The 18,593-nt window shown below is 39.0% G+C and carries 16 protein-coding genes; 15 read left to right on the top strand and 1 reads right to left on the bottom strand.

What is annotated here, in order from left to right:
- Nucleotides 1–70 precede the first annotated feature (70 nt).
- From typA to holA, 15 genes are all read left to right on the top strand, one after another.
- Nucleotides 71–1,900 carry a translational GTPase TypA gene (typA, locus tag HMPREF2988_RS10340; protein ID WP_002292204.1) on the top strand — a complete coding sequence of 610 codons (1,830 nt, stop codon included), beginning with the start codon at nucleotides 71–73 and terminating at the stop codon, nucleotides 1,898–1,900.
- A 259-nt stretch (nucleotides 1,901–2,159) separates the two neighbouring features.
- The gene (gene recQ, locus HMPREF2988_RS10335) at nucleotides 2,160–3,932 is read left to right on the top strand and encodes a DNA helicase RecQ (protein WP_070770598.1); all 1,773 of its coding nucleotides are present in this window, start codon (nucleotides 2,160–2,162) and stop codon (nucleotides 3,930–3,932) included.
- A gap of 112 nt (nucleotides 3,933–4,044) precedes the next feature.
- Entirely contained in the window at nucleotides 4,045–4,347 is a 303-nt protein-coding gene (locus tag HMPREF2988_RS10330) for an Fpa/YlaN family protein (protein ID WP_002292202.1), read from the top strand.
- 2 nt (nucleotides 4,348–4,349) lie between these two features.
- Complete coding sequence (locus tag HMPREF2988_RS10325) at nucleotides 4,350–5,513, top strand: FtsW/RodA/SpoVE family cell cycle protein (RefSeq protein WP_070770597.1); 1,164 nt, start codon at nucleotides 4,350–4,352, stop codon at nucleotides 5,511–5,513.
- 25 nt (nucleotides 5,514–5,538) lie between these two features.
- A complete protein-coding gene (locus tag HMPREF2988_RS10320) occupies nucleotides 5,539–8,967 on the top strand; it encodes a pyruvate carboxylase (RefSeq protein ID WP_002315142.1) in 3,429 nt (1,142 codons plus the stop codon).
- 20 nt (nucleotides 8,968–8,987) lie between these two features.
- Nucleotides 8,988–10,112 (top strand): CAP-associated domain-containing protein, encoded by a 1,125-nt coding sequence (locus HMPREF2988_RS10315; protein WP_070770596.1) that lies wholly within the window; start codon nucleotides 8,988–8,990, stop codon nucleotides 10,110–10,112.
- Nucleotides 10,093–10,533 carry a YlbF/YmcA family competence regulator gene (locus HMPREF2988_RS10310; RefSeq protein WP_002292198.1) on the top strand — a complete coding sequence of 147 codons (441 nt, stop codon included), beginning with the start codon at nucleotides 10,093–10,095 and terminating at the stop codon, nucleotides 10,531–10,533. The genes HMPREF2988_RS10315 and HMPREF2988_RS10310 overlap by 20 nt, the downstream gene beginning before the upstream one ends.
- Nucleotides 10,523–10,861 (top strand): YlbG family protein, encoded by a 339-nt coding sequence (locus HMPREF2988_RS10305; protein WP_002292197.1) that lies wholly within the window; start codon nucleotides 10,523–10,525, stop codon nucleotides 10,859–10,861. The genes HMPREF2988_RS10310 and HMPREF2988_RS10305 overlap by 11 nt, the downstream gene beginning before the upstream one ends.
- Before the next feature lie 130 nt (nucleotides 10,862–10,991).
- Nucleotides 10,992–11,552 carry a 16S rRNA (guanine(966)-N(2))-methyltransferase RsmD gene (rsmD, locus tag HMPREF2988_RS10300; RefSeq protein ID WP_002292196.1) on the top strand — a complete coding sequence of 187 codons (561 nt, stop codon included), beginning with the start codon at nucleotides 10,992–10,994 and terminating at the stop codon, nucleotides 11,550–11,552.
- Nucleotides 11,549–12,040: a pantetheine-phosphate adenylyltransferase gene (gene coaD, locus HMPREF2988_RS10295; RefSeq protein WP_070770595.1), complete on the top strand. Its 492-nt coding sequence runs from the start codon at nucleotides 11,549–11,551 to the stop codon at nucleotides 12,038–12,040. The genes rsmD and coaD overlap by 4 nt, the downstream gene beginning before the upstream one ends.
- A complete protein-coding gene (locus HMPREF2988_RS10290) occupies nucleotides 12,030–13,073 on the top strand; it encodes a SepM family pheromone-processing serine protease (RefSeq protein ID WP_070770594.1) in 1,044 nt (347 codons plus the stop codon). The genes coaD and HMPREF2988_RS10290 overlap by 11 nt, the downstream gene beginning before the upstream one ends.
- Before the next feature lie 329 nt (nucleotides 13,074–13,402).
- On the top strand, nucleotides 13,403–14,080 hold the full coding sequence (locus HMPREF2988_RS10285; RefSeq protein WP_070770593.1) for a helix-hairpin-helix domain-containing protein: 678 nt from the start codon (nucleotides 13,403–13,405) through the stop codon (nucleotides 14,078–14,080).
- A 180-nt stretch (nucleotides 14,081–14,260) separates the two neighbouring features.
- Entirely contained in the window at nucleotides 14,261–14,800 is a 540-nt protein-coding gene (locus HMPREF2988_RS10280; RefSeq protein ID WP_002292191.1) for a ComE operon protein 2, read from the top strand.
- A complete protein-coding gene (locus HMPREF2988_RS10275) occupies nucleotides 14,793–17,066 on the top strand; it encodes a DNA internalization-related competence protein ComEC/Rec2 (RefSeq protein ID WP_070770592.1) in 2,274 nt (757 codons plus the stop codon). Before HMPREF2988_RS10280 ends, HMPREF2988_RS10275 begins: the two co-directional genes overlap by 8 nt.
- A 36-nt stretch (nucleotides 17,067–17,102) precedes the next feature.
- Entirely contained in the window at nucleotides 17,103–18,149 is a 1,047-nt protein-coding gene (gene holA / locus HMPREF2988_RS10270; RefSeq protein WP_002335668.1) for a DNA polymerase III subunit delta, read from the top strand.
- An 88-nt stretch (nucleotides 18,150–18,237) separates the two neighbouring features.
- Here the strand turns inward: holA and rpsT are convergent, their stop codons facing one another.
- Nucleotides 18,238–18,492, bottom strand: a complete 255-nt coding sequence (gene rpsT / locus HMPREF2988_RS10265) for a 30S ribosomal protein S20 (RefSeq protein WP_002292188.1) — start codon at nucleotides 18,490–18,492, stop codon at nucleotides 18,238–18,240.
- Between the last annotated feature and the right edge of the window lie 101 nt (nucleotides 18,493–18,593).

The raw sequence follows: 18,593 nt of genomic DNA, 5'->3' as shown, positions 1-18,593 counted from the left end.
TCTGCTATAATTAGCAGTCGAGTAAAATTTGCCCTGTCATAAAGAACCAATAAAAAAGGAGTTAGTTACATTGAATTATAGAAACGATATCCGTAACGTCGCAATTATTGCCCACGTTGACCACGGAAAAACAACATTAGTTGATGAACTATTAAAACAATCAGATACATTAGACGCACATACGCAATTGCAAGAACGTGCGATGGACTCAAATGCGCTAGAAAAAGAACGTGGTATCACGATTTTAGCCAAAAACACAGCTGTAGACTATAAAGGAATTCGCGTAAACATCATGGATACTCCAGGACACGCGGACTTCGGTGGCGAAGTAGAACGGATCATGAAAATGGTTGACGGCGTTGTGTTGGTCGTAGATGCGTATGAAGGAACAATGCCTCAAACACGTTTTGTATTGAAAAAAGCATTGGAACAACATATCACACCAATCGTTGTCGTAAACAAGATTGACAAACCTTCTGCTCGTCCTGAGCATGTCGTAGATGAAGTTCTTGAACTATTCATCGAATTGGGAGCAGATGATGATCAGTTAGACTTTCCTGTGATTTATGCGTCTGCACTGAATGGTACGTCAAGCTTATCAGACGACCCAGCAGATCAAGAACCAACAATGGCACCTATTTTTGACACGATTATTGAAAAAATTCCTGCTCCTGTCGATAATAGCGACGAACCATTACAATTCCAAGTTTCATTACTTGACTACAACGATTATGTAGGTCGTATCGGAATCGGACGTGTATTTAGAGGAACAATCAAAGTAGGCGACCAAGTAGCATTAATTAAATTAGACGGAACAGTTAAGAAATTCCGTGTAACGAAATTATTTGGTTTCTTTGGACTAAAACGTCTAGAGATTCAAGAAGCAAAAGCTGGAGACTTGATTGCTGTCTCAGGTATGGAAGACATCTTTGTCGGTGAAACAGTTACTCCTGTGGATCATCAAGATGCGTTACCTATCCTTCACATTGACGAACCAACATTGCAAATGACTTTCTTAGTTAATAATTCACCATTTGCCGGTCGAGAAGGGAAATACGTAACTGCTCGTAAAATTGAAGAACGTTTGATGGCAGAACTTCAAACAGATGTATCTTTGCGAGTTGAACCAACAAACTCTCCAGATGCTTGGACTGTTTCTGGTCGTGGAGAATTGCATTTGTCTATCTTGATTGAAAACATGCGTCGTGAAGGATACGAATTGCAAGTATCTCGTCCAGAAGTTATTGAAAAAGAAATCGACGGTGTAAAATGCGAACCGTTTGAACGCGTACAAATCGACACACCAGAAGAATACATGGGTAGTGTCATCGAATCTTTGAGCTTACGTAAAGGTGAAATGCAAGATATGGTCCATACAGGAAACGGACAAATCCGTTTGACATTCTTGACACCTGCTCGCGGTTTGATCGGTTATTCAACTGAATTCCTTTCAATGACACGCGGTTACGGAATCATGAACCATACTTTTGATCAATACTTGCCAATGCTTCCTGGTCAAATCGGTGGACGTCACCAAGGTGCGCTTGTTTCAATCGATACAGGAAAAGCAACGACCTATTCTATCATGAGTATCGAAGAACGCGGTACAGTCTTCGTAGAACCAGGTACAGAAGTATATGAAGGAATGATTATCGGAGAAAACAGCCGTGATAATGATTTGACTGTCAACATCACAAAAGCAAAACAAATGACAAACGTACGGTCTGCTACTAAAGACCAAACATCTGTCATCAAAAAACCAAAACAATTGACGTTGGAAGAATCTTTGGAATTCTTGAATGATGATGAATATTGCGAAGTAACACCAGAAAGCATTCGCTTGAGAAAACAAATTTTAGAGAAAAATGCTCGTGAAAAAGCATCTAAAAAGAAAAAATAATCTGTAAAAGGATGAAGAGAGAAACCAGCTTGTTATAAAAAATAGCTGGTTTCTTTTTTTGTCCAACTTATTTCTGTGGAGAAGTCATCTTTGTCAATGGACTTAAATTCAGAAAATACGCCAAAAGACATTTAAAAGACTTTTAAAGAACTTGATTCTGGTGTGATTTTGTTTCATATCGTGCGTATGTTTCACAAGAGGGATCAACTTGTCCTTCGGAGAAAACCGAAGTAAAATGGCAAGGGAAAGGAGCGGGAAGATGAACGACTTATTAAAACAATACTTTGGTTATGATGAGTTTAGACCTGGTCAAAAAGAAATTATTCAGAAAGTCATTGATCAGAAAAATGTATTAGGGATCATGCCTACCGGCAGTGGGAAATCAATCTGTTACCAGCTTCCATCTTTACTATTAGATGGGCTTACTGTGGTTGTATCCCCTTTGATCTCTCTGATGAAGGATCAGGTGGATGCAGCGAATCAATTAGGTATACCCGCCACTTTTATCAATAGCTCGTTAGATGGTTACGAAACAGCTAGACGCTTCCAAGAAATCGATAGGCAGCAGTATCGTTTACTTTATATTGCTCCAGAACGTTTTATCATGCCGGATTTCATTCAAGCGATGAATCGATGGAACGTCTGTATGATTGCCATTGACGAGGCGCATTGTATCTCTCAGTGGGGGCATGATTTCCGTCCAAGTTATTTACAAATGGCGAAACAGCTAGATCAACTGCCAAATCGACCTGTTATTGTTGCACTGACAGCTACAGCAACTATACAAGTAGCCGCTGACATAAAAAGACTTTTAAAAATCCCTGACGGCAATCACATCCAGACTGGTTTTGGACGGGAAAATCTCCGCTTTCAAGTAGTGAAAGACCAAAAAAAAGAACAATATCTAGTCGAGTATTTGAAAATCAACAAAAATCAATCGGGCATTATTTATGCAGCGACGAGAAAAGAAGTAGACCGAATCTATCATTTGCTTAAAAAATTTGGATTTTCTATAGGCAGATATCATGGTGGCCTAAATGAGAATGAACGAACGGCAATGCAAGAGGCCTTTTTATACGATCGCTTACAGCTAATCGTAGCGACCAATGCATTCGGCATGGGCATAAATAAAAGCAATGTCCGTTTTGTTATCCATTATCAAATTCCTGGCTCTCTAGAAGCATACTATCAGGAAGCTGGTCGTGCGGGAAGAGATGGTCTTTCCAGTGAAGCCATCCTACTTTTCGCTCCTCAAGATATTCAGGTCCAAAAGTTTTTTATCCAGCAGTCCCAAAGAGAAGAGGAGCAAAAGCAAAAAGAATATGAAAAATTAAAAGCGATGACAGAATATGCGTATATAGAATCCTGTCTTCAGCAATACATCCTAAACTATTTTGGCGAGACAAGCAGTCCGTGCAATCGTTGTGGTAATTGTTTAGATGACAGAGAAATAGTAGAAGTAACGACACAAGCACAGATGGTCCTTTCTTGTTTGAAACGTATGGGGGAGAATTATGGCAAGCAGATGCTAATGAAAGTCTTGGCAGGATCGAAAGAACAAAAGCTGCGAGCCTTGGGGTTTGAACGTTTATCTACCTATGGACTGATGAAAAACCAATCGCAAAAAGAAACGATGCAATTGATTGAATATTTGATATCGAATGGCTATCTTCTGACCGTTAATGGAGAATATCCTATCTTGAAAGTAACAGAAAGAGGGATCCAAGTATTAAAAGGACAAGAAGCTGTTTATCGAAAGGAACCCAAGAAAGTCCAGCAGCTGTCGGATGAAGAGACCGATACACTATTTGAAGTGTTGCGGGAACTTCGAACGGATCTAGCATCAGAAGCAGGCGTTCCCCCGTATGTCGTATTTTCAGATTCCACCTTGAAAGAAATGAGCCGAATACGTCCATCAAGCAGACTGGAGATGCTTCAGATAAAGGGAGTTGGTCAAAGCAAGCTTGATAAATACGGAGAAGCCTTTTTATCTCGGATAAAAAATACGGATCCTAACGTTCTGGACAAGTAAGAAGGACCATTACGTAAAAATGAATAAAAACAACTGGTTAAATCTGTTTTTTTGCTCCCTATGAAAATCAAATATGTTATAATTAAGGAATTAGAACGGGAGGTAAGCACAGATGGATTCTTTGTCGAAAAAACTTGCGATCCAAGTATTAAATGATGAAGCAGAACGGATCAAACGATTAATCCGAAACCAAAATAACAGTCTCTGTATCTCGCAATGCAAAGCCTTCGAAGAAGTGGTAGATACACAGATGTACGGTTTCTCCCAGCAAGTCGGGTTTGCTGTTCGTATAGGAGTAATCGAAAAAAACGAGGGACAGCTGATGTTAAGTGAGCTGGAACGAGAATTGAATCAGTTATACAGTGAGGTTTACCAAGAAAATTATGATAAAAAAGAAGTTGGCAAGGAGGAATAGACTTGCCTAAGAAAGTAAAAAAAAGGCATCTATTAGACTATAGTATCTTGATTCCCTATTTGATTTTATGTGTTTTGGGTTTGATCATGGTATATAGTTCTACGTCGTATCTATTATTAGAAAACGGACAAAATCCGTCCGCATCAGTCATTAACCAAAGTATTTTTTGGGTGCTCAGCTTGATTGCTATCGCACTACTCTACAAAATGAAAACAGATGTTTTAAAAAACCAGCGTTTGATTATGGCAGCCATCGCAGTTTTGACGATTTTGCTGCTGATCGTTGTGTTTTTCGGTAAAGAAATCAATGGTGCAAAAGGTTGGCTTCAAATTGCAGGATTTTCGATCCAACCTGCCGAATACCTAAAGATCATTTCTATCTGGTATCTGTCTCTGACTTTATCAAAAAGACAAAACAGTGTGCAAAAAGATTTCCTAGGGACTGTAAAACGTCCACTTGCAATGGTTATCGGACTGACTGTTTTGGTCGCTATCCTTCCCGATTTTGGGAATGCGGCAGTTATCTTTTTGATTATTTTGGTTCTGCTTTTAGCCAGCGGAGTCAATTATGTGTATACTTTGATTGTAGGAGTAGGCGGTTTTTGTTTAAGTACTTTTACGATCTGGCTAATCAATATTACAAATGGAAAAATCTTGCCTGGACGTTTACAGTATATCTATAATCGCTTTGCTATTTACCAAAATCCTTTCTCGGATGAATTAAATAAAGGCCATCAATTAGTTAATGGTTACTATGCCATGTTCAATGGCGGGTTATTTGGCAGAGGATTAGGTAACAGTATCCAGAAAAAGGGATTTTTACAAGAAGCACAAACCGATTTTATCTATGCGATCGTAGTGGAAGAGCTCGGAGTGATTATGGGGATTTTGATATTAGCGTTGCTATTCTTTATGATTGTGCGCATTATTCTTGTAGGGATTCGTTCAAGAGATCCGTTCAATTCGCTTTTGTGCATTGGGATCGGCGCAATGTTTTTGATCCAAGTGTTTGTCAATCTGGGAGGAATCACTGGTGTCATTCCTTTGACAGGGATCACGTTCCCATTCTTAAGTCAAGGAGGATCCAGTTTGCTGATGCTTTCGATCTGTGTCGGCTTTGTCCTCAACATTAGTGCGGATGAAAAACGCAAGAGCTTAGGTTTATAATAAAAAAAGATGTAGGAGTGGTTCGATGAAAAAAGTTTTAGTTGCTAACAGGGGTGAAATCGCTGTACGTGTATTTCGTGCTTGTACAGAATTAGGAATTAAAACTGTTGGAATCTATGCAGAAGAAGATGAATATTCCGTACACCGTTTTAAAGCGGATGAAGCATATTTAGTAGGACAAGGGAAAAAACCGATTGATGCGTATCTAGATATTGAAGGGATCATTTCTATCGCGAAAGAATGCGGGGCTGATGCCATTCATCCTGGTTATGGTCTTTTATCGGAAAACTTGAATTTTGCGCAACGGTGCGAGGAAGAGGGCATCACTTTTGTTGGACCCAAACTGCATCATTTGGATATTTTTGGAGATAAAATCAAAGCAAAAGCTGCAGCCATCGAAGCAGGAATTGCTTCAATTCCAGGCACAGATGGTCCAATCGCTTCTGTAGACGATGCATTGGAATTTGCTGAACGATTCGGTTATCCGATTATGATTAAGGCAGCTCTAGGCGGCGGAGGTCGCGGAATGCGTGTGGCTCATGATGAAAAGAGTGCAAGAGAAGGTTACGAACGTGCAAAAAGCGAAGCAAAAGCTGCCTTTGGTAGCGATGAAGTGTATGTTGAAAAATACATCGCCAACCCTAAGCATATCGAAGTACAGATTCTTGGTGACACACATGGAAACGTCATCCATCTTTTCGAAAGAGACTGTTCTGTTCAGCGCCGCCACCAAAAAGTAGTAGAAGTAGCGCCTTGTGTCTCTATGAACGAACAGCAACGTCAAAAAATTTGTCAGGCAGCTGTCCAATTGATGAAACATGTTGGGTATGTCAATGCGGGTACGGTAGAATTTCTTGTTGAAGGAGATGATTTTTACTTTATCGAAGTCAATCCTCGCGTCCAAGTGGAACATACGATCACAGAAATGATTACAGATATTGATATCGTGACAACACAACTATTGATTGCCCAAGGGTTAGATTTGCATAAAGAAATCGGATTGCCTCAGCAAGAAGAAATCAAATTGAATGGGTCAGCTATTCAATGCCGAATTACTACGGAAGACCCGTTGAATAACTTTTTACCAGACACAGGAAAAATCGATACGTATCGTTCACCTGGCGGATTTGGCGTACGTCTGGATGTAGGGAATGCTTACGCTGGCTATGTGGTGACGCCGTATTTTGATTCATTGTTAGTAAAAGTATGTACGCATGGCGCTACTTTTGAAACAGCCATTCAGAAAATGGAACGTTGCTTGAAAGAATTCAGGATCCGTGGAGTAAAAACAAATATTCCATTTATGCTAAATGTCATCACACATCCTGAATTCCAATCAGGAAATGCAAAAACAACTTTTATCGATAGTACAGCAACATTATTTGAATTTCCTCGACTACGAGACCGCGGAAATAAAACGATGAAATATATCGGTGAAATTACTGTCAATGGTTTTCCAGGTATCGAAAGTGGCGAAAAACCATTTTATGAAGAACCACGTATGCCTAAAGATCTAATCACAAGAACTGATTACGTAACGGCTAAGAACGTATTAGATGCGAAGGGTGCCGATGCTTTGGTTGAATGGATCAAAGGACAGGAAAATTTATTGTTGACGGATACGACATTTAGAGACGCTCATCAAAGTCTGCTAGCAACTCGTGTTCGGACAAAGGATTTCAAGCAGATTGCACGCTTAACGGGAGAAGGTCTTCCTGAACTCTTTTCAAGTGAGATGTGGGGGGGAGCAACATTTGATGTGGCTTACCGCTTTTTGAATGAAGATCCTTGGCAACGATTGAGAAAAATCCGTTCTTTAATGCCTAATACATTGCTGCAAATGCTTTTCAGAGGTTCAAATGCCGTTGGGTATTCTAATTATCCTGACAATGTACTGGTGGAATTTGTCAAAGAAGCAGCAGCACAAGGGATTGATGTTTTCCGAATCTTTGATAGTTTGAACTGGACTCCTCAAATGGAAAAAAGTATCCAAGCAGTACGGGATACTGGTAAAATCGCAGAGGCAGCTATCTGCTATACTGGCGATATCAACGATCCAAGCCGAGCAAAATACAATGTTCAGTATTATAAAGACATGGCAAAAGAACTAGAACAACTGGGTGCGCATATCATTGCAATCAAGGATATGGCTGGGTTGCTTAAACCGCAAGCAGCTTATCGCTTGATTAGTGAATTGAAAGAAACGACGGATCTGCCAATCCATCTGCATACTCATGATACTAGTGGAAACGGGATTATCACTTATTCCGCTGCTTCAAAAGCAGGAGTAGATATCGTTGACGTAGCAATGAGTGCAATGAGTGGGAACACGAGTCAGCCTAGCATGAGCAGCTTGTATTATGCGCTGGTCAATGGTCCACGGCTGCCAGAAATCACAATTGAAAATGCACAGAAATTAAACCATTATTGGGAAGATGTGCGTATGTATTACAAACCATTTGAAAATGGCTTGAATGCTCCTGAAACAGAAGTGTATATGCATGAGATGCCAGGAGGACAGTATTCAAATCTGCAACAGCAGGCAAAAGCTGTCGGACTAGGTCATCGCTGGGATGAAATCAAACAAATGTACCATACTGTCAATTTGATGTTTGGCGATATCGTGAAAGTAACTCCATCATCTAAAGTCGTAGGAGATATGGCACTATTCATGGTCCAAAATGATCTCACAGAACAAGACATCTATGAAAAAGGCGAAACACTAAGTTTCCCTGAATCTGTAGTGACTTTCTTCCAAGGAGAACTAGGACAACCAGTCGGCGGATTTCCTGAAAAACTGCAAAAGATCATTCTTAAGGGCAGACCCGCGTTGAGTGAACGTCCAGGACTGTTGGCGAAATCAGTCGATTTCAACGAAGTGAAAAAAGAATTGGCAGAAAAAATCGGCTATGAACCAAAACAAGACGAAGTATTAAGTTATTTGATGTATCCGCAAGTCTTTTTGGACTATCAAAAAGCGTATAATCAATTTGGCGATGTTACATTACTGGATACACCAACATTCTTCCAAGGGATACGTTTAGGTGAAACGATCAATGTACAAATCGAACGTGGAAAAACGCTTATCATTCGTTTAGATGAAATCGGAGAACCCGATATCGAAGGAAATCGCGTACTGTTCTTCAATCTGAATGGGCAAAGACGGGAAATCACTATCAAAGATAATTCAATCATCAGTGCGGTTCAAACTCGATTGAAAGCTGAACCAACAAACCGAGAACAAATCGGAGCAACGATGTCTGGTTCTGTGCTTGATGTATTAGTGAAAAAAGGCGATAACGTCAAAAAAGGCGACACGTTGATGATTACTGAAGCAATGAAAATGGAAACAGCCATCGAAGCACGTTTTGACGGAGAAGTTGCACATGTATATGTATCTTCAGGCGACACGATTTCGTCTGGCGACCTTTTGATTGAAGTGACTGAAAAATAATAAGTGAAAGGTGGGGAAACATGAAAAGACTGGGTTTGTTTTGGCTGATTCTGCTATTAGTTATTGCGGCATTCTATATGGAACCAGTCTTGTTCCCGCCAAAACTTGAAGTGAAGGAAAACTCTGATCAACAAATCTCAAATCAAATGACAACGTGGAAATACCAGGAGCTTAAAGCAACTGGTTTTTCTACTTATATTGGAAAACCGATCGAACAGCTAGAAAAAGATTTTGGACAATCCTATGATCGATTAACTAGTGGGTTTGGTTTTGAAACAAGATATTATGAAAACAAAGCCAGTCATCTCACGTTTGAAGTAAATGTCCAAGATAGCATGGTCACAACTGTTAAAGTACTGCAAACAGGACCTGCTGATATCACGCCGTTTTATTTAGGGATGACGATGCAGGACCTAACGAAACTCACGACTATCTATACTAATTTCACTTTTGAGTATCACGACACAGAAGTTGGAATCGAACTGATGGAAGAGGATATGAATTATCGGCCACTGATTGCTTTTGATAACGACACTTTTGCTATTTTGTTTTTTGATCAAACAACAAACGGTCTGTTTTCAGTTGTATATTTAGATAAAGATAGTCTTTTGAAACTTTTACCGTATCAAGTGTTTGGTGAAGGTCTCCCACATTATGAAGCAGATAAATCGGCTGACTGGGAATCGATCAATCGCGGTAAAGAACGAAAAAGTACGACTTTACTAAACATGCTTAGAAGAGAAGACGAACTTCCTATATACAACCAACCACTTGCCTTTCAAAGCCACAGTCGGCTGCTGCTACATGATTTCTTGACAAAGCCTGAAGAAATCTTGTCAGACGAACGTATGGCTGATTGGCAAAAATCGCTAGGCAGCGGGCAAACGACAATAAAATTCTCCTTGACGAATGATGAATTGGAGAAGTTAATCAGTAAACAGAAATTAGAAAATACTAGTGGACTGTTTATTCATCCAGCAATCGACGCTACTTTTTCGTTTTTATATTGGTACAGCGATCCATATAATCATGACCGCTTTATGGATCCGGGAACGGATTCATTAGGCATTGCTTTTTCTAAAGAAAATATGTTAGTCTTATTGCAAGAAGAAAACGGAGAAAGTAGTGATAGCAGTGATCGTTAACGAAGAGCTGTTTCAACTGGAGGATCAATGCCTCCGAGTCGCTGAAATGATAAAAAAGAGTAAAACGATGACTTCTTATTTCAAACATAAACAGTCAATGAAAGAATCTGCAGAAGTCTGCCAATTAAAAGAGGCGTTCCTGTCGAAGAAAAAGGCGTTTGAAAATGTAGCGGCATATGGCGAATATGCACCTGATTATCGTGAAAAAAAACGTGCTCTTCGAAAAGCAAAAAGACAGCTTGACCTGAATGAGCATGTCGCAGCTTTTAGGTATAGTGAAACACAGTTACAAAGTCTGTTGGATCAAATTGTCCAAGCACTTGCCGAAGAAGTTTCTAATGAGATCAAGGTAGATGCAGGTAGTCCGTTCTTTGAAACGAAAAAACACTTTGGATGCGGAGGGAATTGTCATGCAAGTTGACAATAGTGAATTTGAAATAATAAAACGACGCGGGCTGATCGTATGGGTCTACAGCTTAAAACAATTAAAGAATCTAAAAAAGTTCGGCTTGTTGCATTATGTCTCAAGAAGAATGAAATATGTCGTCCTTTACTTGAATGAAGAGACATTTGAAGAGACAGAAGAACGAATCCGTAAATTACATTTTGTTCGAAACGTAGAACGTTCTTACCGACCAGATATCGAAATGAATTTTGCTGATAAAATAGGTAATAAAACGGTATTAAAAGAAGAAGGTTTCGAAATCGAAGAGCTGAATACAGAAATCAGATTAGCGGAACATCTTTAAAAATCTCTTATGAGCAGTTTTTTAATAAAAAAATAACTTGGACAACTATCAAAAATTGATCATTGTCCAAGTATTTTTTGGTCTTTTTTTTGGTATACTAGTACCAGTACCATTTCTAAGGAGTGAGTAGATGCGGATAATATCAGGAAATTATGGCGGACGCCGCTTAAAAAGTTTAGCAGGGGCGAACACCAGACCAACTACAGATAAAGTAAAAGAATCCATATTCAATATGATTGGACCCTATTTTGATGGAGAGACAGTATTGGATCTGTTTGCAGGAAGCGGCGGTCTAGCTATCGAAGCCGTATCCAGAGGCTGCAGTCATGCAGTATGCGTAGACAAAAATTACCAAGCGCTAAAAATCATCAAAGAAAACATCGAGATTACGAAAGAACCAGAGAAGTTTACAACAATAAAACTTGATGCAGACAAAGCAATCGAACGGTTAGCAGCAGAGAAACAACAATTTGATTACTTGTTTCTTGATCCGCCGTATGCAAAACAAAAAATCATTGATCAAATCCATAAAATGGAAGAACTGGGACTTTTTTCTAAAACCGCAGTTATCGTATGCGAAACGGATAAAACAGTCGAATTGCCAGAATCTGTGGCTGGATTTCATCAAATAAGAAAACAGATTTATGGCATAACAGCTGTGACTATCTATAGAAAAGAGGGAAATCGATGAAACGTGCATTATTCCCAGGAAGTTTTGATCCTTTTACAAAAGGACACTTAGATACAGTGGAGCGTGCGGCTAAATTATTCGATGAGGTGGTAATTGGTGTTTTTATCAATACTTCAAAGAAAAGTTTGTTTCCTCCAGAAGAAAGAATGACATTGATCGCAAAAGCTGTGGCACATCTTCCTAATGTAAAAGTCATGCATCAGGAAAATCAATTGACGGTGGAAACGGCAAAAGAAATCGGCGCGGGTGCCTTGGTCAGAGGAATACGGAGTATCAAAGACTTCGAATATGAACGAGAAATCGCTCAGATGAACCATCATCTAAACGAGGAATTGGAAACGGTGTTCTTATTGGCAAAACCAGAATATAGCCATGTCAGTTCCAGTATTTTAAAAGAAGTACTGCACTTTGGTGGAGACGTGAGCAGTTATTTACCGCCAGTTATCAACGAAGCTTTAGCTGGAAAGCGTGAATCAAATGAAAGCTAAACAATGGTTGAAAACAGTACTGATTATCATATTTGGAATGTTGGTCATCGGATTTGTAGTAGTTCCTCTGCCATATTATGTTGAATCACCAGGAGCAACGATTGATCTGAAAGAATTAATTACAGTCAATGACAAAGAAGACAAAGGTTCTGGCTCTTTCTCTCTTACATCCGTCGGTATCAGGCAAGCTACCGGATTTTTGGCTCTAAAGGCTAAACTAGCCCCCTTTGAAGAATTGATTAGTAAAGAAGAATTGACTGGTGGGGCAACAAATGAAGAATATAATCAAATGCAACAGTATTATATGGATTCTTCCCAAAACGCAGCAATCGAACAAGCGTTGAAACTTGCAGGCAAGCCTTATAAAATGGAATTCAAAGGCGTATATGTCATGAGCGTAGAGAAAACATCGAACTTCTTTGGCAAGCTTTCAGTAGGAGATACAGTAACAAAAGTAGACGGCAAAAGCTTTCAAAGTACAGAAGCATTTATGGATTATGTAAAAAGCCAAAAAGTTGGACAAACAATCGAAATCAGTTATTTGCATAATGGTGAAGAAAAAACAGCTTCTGGTGATCTGATTGAGTTGCCAACAGATAAAAAGGCAGGAATAGGCATCACACTTACTGATCATACAGAGATCGAATCAGATACAGACGTCCGCATTAATTCTGGCTCTATTGGTGGGCCGTCAGCAGGATTGATGTTCACTTTAGAGATCTATGAACAAGTCACTGGTAAAAATTTGCGACACGGTAAGCAAATTGCCGGAACTGGAACGATCAACAGCGAAGGAGAAGTCGGCCGAATCGGAGGAATCGATAAAAAAGTAGCAAGCGCGGATAAAGCCGGCGTAGAGATTTTCTTTGCACCAGATGATACGATCTCAGACGATGTTAAGAAAGAATATCCTGAAATAAAAACCAACTACGAAGAAGCAAAAGCCGCCGCCAAAAAATTGAATTCCTCCATGAAAATCGTACCAGTAAAAACAGTACAAGATGCGCTTGACTATCTAGAGAAAATGAAATGAAGCAACTAAAAAAAAGTGAAAAAGCTGCTCTGTATCAAGTAATAAGAATAGCTAAGCAAAAACAGCTTCTCCTCTTTTGTTTGGATTTATTTACCGCAGATGCAAGCTTTTGAGCTAATTGAATACTATTTATTTTGAATAAGGGATTGTGACATATTTTCTGTCACAATCCTTTTTTTTCGTCAAAATATCTTTCTGCTAAAAAAAAAGAAAAAATTGACGTAATTAGATGTTGAAGGGACGATTTTGCCAGAGCACACTGTTTCTTCGATTTCAAATGAAAGGAGTAATGAATGGTTTTTACTGATCATTCTTTGTAAAAAGAAATAATGATAGAAAAAATCAGCAAGAAAATACTCACCTCCCCTAAGTTAATCGTTTGTATGTCTACGGTAGTTCTTATTTTTTGTATAGCCAGTGGTTTTTTATTGTCAAATCTGTTATTTCATAGAGAACAAGAAGAAATCGCTGCAAAAGAAATGCTTTCTCCATTTAGTTCCAGTGAAGAAAATCAATTGCCTGAAGGAAATACTGTAGAAGAGGATGCTCGTCCAAAGGTTATGTACACCGATATCAAAGGAAGTGTGAAGGAGCCTGGTATCTATTCGTTTTCTTCAGAAGAACGGGTCTATGATGTACTAAAGCGCGCAGGAGGATTATTAGAAGAAGCGGATAGCGATCGAATCAACTTTTCTGCGAAAATAGAAGATCAGCAAGTCCTATATATCCCTGCTGTAGGTGAAGAGCTGCCAGAACATCTTGATCAGTTGGCATCCTCAGAAGGAAAACAATCTACAGCAGATTCCGAGCCTTCAAAAATAAATATCAATACAGCCAGTCCCTCAGAACTCCAGCAGATTCCTGGGATCGGATCAGTCAAGGCGCAAGAAATCATTCGATTTAGAGAAGAAAACGGATCCTTCCAGAAAGTGGAAGACTTGCAGGAGATCTCTGGTATCGGTGAAAAGACAGTTGAAAAACTAAAAAACTTCGTTACAATTAAATAGAATGATTCAGAATCAACTGAAAAGAGCAATAAATGGAGGCTAATGGATGACGGACTTCATTTTGGCAGTGAAGGATATGCTCTTTTGTCAGACATGATGATTCGATATATTTAAAGAATATTTTGTTTAAGCAATGGAGTGCTTTTTTGACTAACTTGAAAAAACGGAGGAATGTAAACCATGTTAGAAAAATCTTCAAAACCATGCGATACGAACAAAGAAAAAATTACTGATAAGACTCAAAACAAACGCATTCCCTGGGACCAATATTTTATGGCTCAGGCAGTATTGTTATCTTTACGCAGCACATGTACACGTTTAGAAGTAGGAGCGACACTTGTTAGGGAAAAACGGATCATTGCTGGCGGCTATAATGGAGCAGTCAGTGGAGATGTCCACTGCATAGATGAAGGCTGCTATGTTGTGGATGGACACTGTTTGCGAACGATCCATGCAGAGATGAATGCGCTGCTACAGTGCGCGAAACTCGGTATCCCAACGGAAGGTTCGGAAATCTATGTCACACATTTTCCATGTTTAGCTTGTACAAAAGCTTTGCTGCAAGCTGGTGTCAAAGGGATCAATTATCTCCATGACTATCGAAATGATCCGTATGCTCAAGCGTTGATTGAACAATTAGGCGTATCTGTACACCAAGTTGCTTTAGACTCGCAGCATTTTTCAAAACTTCAAAATGAATTAACAGGAAAACATGTTTAGCGTTTTAGAAAGGCATGTTCGAAATCGGTTGATTTTTCCGGCAATTACGTCGATGATTATTTGTTTGTTGTATGATACGGACAATTGGATTTATCGTTTGTTTCTTGCCGGAATTTTTTTGTGGTTTTCGCTAAAAGAAGGACGTTTTATCGCGTACTTCTGTATTGTTGGTAGCATAATGGTATCCGTTTCTTATAAGCTACAAGAATATTCATTTTTAGAGGAAAAAGAAACTTCTGCGCAAGTGACTTTATCTACAGATACGATTCGTGCAAATGGCAGTTTTTTGACAATGGAAGGAAGGTTGTCAGAGAGTAAACAGAAGATACAGCTTTCTTATCAAGCAAACACCGAAGAGGAATTGAAAACTTGGCTTGGGTTCCGAGGGAAGGGGATAGAATTGACAGCTGAAGGTGAGTTTATTTCTCCCGAAAAAAAGCGAAATCCTTATACTTTTGACCAAGAAGCTTACTTCAGGAACCATAGAATCTCTGGTCGATTCCAAATTCAAAGGGTCGAAAAAATCAACATACAAAATCATTGGCGAAATTGGCTCCAGAGAAAAAGAGGCGCTTTTATTTCTTTTGTCCAATCTGAATTTCCGCAAAAAACAAGTGTATATATCAATTCTTTATTATGGGGTTATAAAGATTCAGGATTCAGAGAATCAGAAGAAATTTTTAGAGAGAGTGGTTTGCTGCATCTATTCAGCCTATCGGGATTACACATCCAATTTTATTTAGGGTGGCTGTATTATTTGTTTCGACGTATCGGATGGCCACTGCACGTCAGCATCATTCCGTTGAGTCTGCTAACTATCTGTTATGTTTCTCTTGCAGGCAGTTCTATTTCTGTCTTGCGTGCTAGTCTGTTGTTTTTATTGCGGTTGCTAGTCAAATTATTGAATAAACGTTACTCCTCTATGGACTTATTTGCAGTTGTCTTTTGGCTTCTTTTGCTATTTGATCCTCGATTTCTTTTTCATGCGGGCGGGCAGCTTAGTTTTTTCATGAGTTTTTTGTTTATCCTGATTTCTTTTGATGGAGATTGGATGAAAAAAACGGCTTCTCATGTCCTATTTACCATGATCACGATGCCATTGATTGTATGGCATTTTTATGAGTGGCCTCTTTTAGGCAGTCTTTTTACATTGCTGGTTGCGCCGGTATTCAAGTTTCTTTTTCTTCCTAGTGTGTTCTTTCTGACGCTTTTCAATCGCTGGTTGCCGAAAACCTTACTTTTGCTGATAGAAGAGGGACTGATCTTGTTTGAACGAATGATCGATTCGTTTTCAGGATCGACTCTTGTTATAGGGCGTCTACCTCTTGTGCTATCAGGGGTATATATTTTCGGATTGCTGATTTGTATGGATAGATTGAACGAGCAGCCGATGAAACTCTTGTTTTATGTTGGTCTGTTTTCTTTGATGCTATTGACTTTGCCATTTTTACGTTTTTCTTCAACGATCGCTTTTATCGATGTTGGTCAAGGAGATAGTATCTTTTTGCAAAGTCCTTTTCGAAAAGAAACGATTTTGATTGATACGGGTGGTAAGTTGCACTTTGAAAGGGAAAAGTGGGCGCAAGGTATCGTACGACCTCCTGCTGAAAGGAATATCGTTCCATACCTAAAAGGACAGGGAATAAGTGTGATCGATAAACTCATCTTGACACACGACGATACGGATCATGTGGGAGAATTGTCCACATTATCTCAGCATTTCACCATCAAAAAAATTTATATTGGCTGGGGTGCTGGACGAAATGAGCCGTTGCGAAGGCATTTAACAGAAGCTCAAAAAAATGGCACTAAAATCATTGAAGTCAAACATGGCGACAGGATCAAAGGCTATTATGATCTTTATGTATTGACCCCTTTTGAAAAGGGAGAAGGAAGAAATGAAGATTCGGTTGGTTTATGGCTGGACTATAATAATCAGCGTTTTTTGTTTTTAGGCGATTTGAATCAAGCGATGGAAGAACAGCTGCTTTCTATTTATCCTAATTTGAAAGCCGACGTAGTCAAATTAGGTCACCACGGTAGCCGCACATCAAGTAATACGGATTTTCTTTCCCGTATTGAAGCGAAACATGGAATTATATCCTGCGGAGTAAATAATCGTTATGGTCACCCTCACAGCGAAGTATTGGAGGCACTAGAAGAAAATCAGATAAGAACATGGCGAACCGATCAGCAAGGAATGATCACCTATCGCTGGCATCCAGTTTTTCATCCTCACGGTCTAGTGGAAACAATGATAGACTAGTAATTCTCATCTTCTCATGGTAGGATAATTTTGAAAGTGGTGAGTAATTTGAGTATACAAGCAGAGTTACAAAAAATACGTAAAGAAAAACTTGCATCTTGTTACTTGATCTTAGGAACAGAAAAGTTTCTCCAAGATCAAGTTCGGGCAGAAATAGTTAAAAAAATCAAATTAGAGGGCGAAGATGATTTAAATTTTTTAAGTTTTGACATGGAAAATGCAAGTTTAGAGGAGGTAGTGGCTGAAGCAGAGACATTGCCGTTTTTCGGAGATCAACGATTAGTATTTGTGGAGAACCCATATTTTTTAACAGGTGAGAAAGTAAACAACGGGATCGAACAAAATACTGATTTACTGACAGCTTATTTGAAAGAACCACTAGAATCGACTGTATTAGTATTTTTTGCGCCATATGAAAAGTTGGATGAACGGAAAAAAGTAACGAAACAATTGAAAAAAACAGCAACCATCATCAACGTCCAACAGCTGAATGAAAAAGAAGTACGTCAATATCTGATGAATACCTTAGAGAACTCTTCAATCAAAATGGAACGAAACGCCATTGATTTATTCTTGCGGTTGACCGACTTAGATTTATCCAAAATGATGAGAGAGTTACAGAAATTAATTCTTTATGGACAAAATCAACAGCAAATCACTGTTCGAGAAGTAGAACAATTAGTTCCTAAAACATTGGAACATAATATTTTTGACATGACCCAATATATTTTAAAAGGGAAGACAGAACAAGCCTTGCGTTTATATGAAGATTTAGTCATGCAAGGGGAGGAAACAATCAAAATCAATGCGATTTTACTTTCTCAATTACGTTTGTTTTTACAGACAAAATTTCTTGTAAAGATTGGCTATCAGCAGGCCAATATTGCAGAAACATTAAAAATCCATCCCTACCGTGTAAAACTTGCCATGCAAGAAGTAAGGAAATTCGATGAACAGTTGCTGGTACAATTATTTGATCAATTAGTCGAAATGGATTATCAAATCAAAACGGGGCAAATCGAAAAAGAATTAAGTTTTCAACTTTTCGTTTTGCGCACAGGGCAGTTGTTGAGAAATCGATAGGAAGAAAGAAGAAGCCAAAAGCATGCAAGAATATCGGTTGCTTTTGGCTTTTTTTGCCAAATAAAAAAACCGGCCGAAGCCGATTCTTTTACTTAGCGATTTTTTTGCTTAAACGAGATTTGTCGCGGTTAGCTTTGTTTTTGTGGATTAGACCTTTTGATTCAGCCATATCAATAGCTTTAACAGCTTCTTTATATAACGCATCTACGTTGTCAGCACCTGAAGCTACAGCATCTTCAAATTTTTTGATTGCAGTACGCATAGCGCTTGTTTGAGATGAATTTTTCACATTAGCGTTTTCGCTTGTACGAACACGTTTGATTGCAGATTCAATGTTTGGCATTAGTTTCACCTCCGATAACTTAAGTTCTTACGCGTGTGACCGCATAATTCAACATTCATTATTATACCTAAAGGCAGCGCGCTTTGCAATATGAACATGAC

Origin of the sequence: Enterococcus sp. HMSC061C05, assembly GCF_001814765.1 — a bacterium.
Lineage (GTDB): Bacteria > Bacillota > Bacilli > Lactobacillales > Enterococcaceae > Enterococcus_B > Enterococcus_B lactis.
This window is presented reverse-complemented; position numbering and strand designations above follow the sequence as displayed.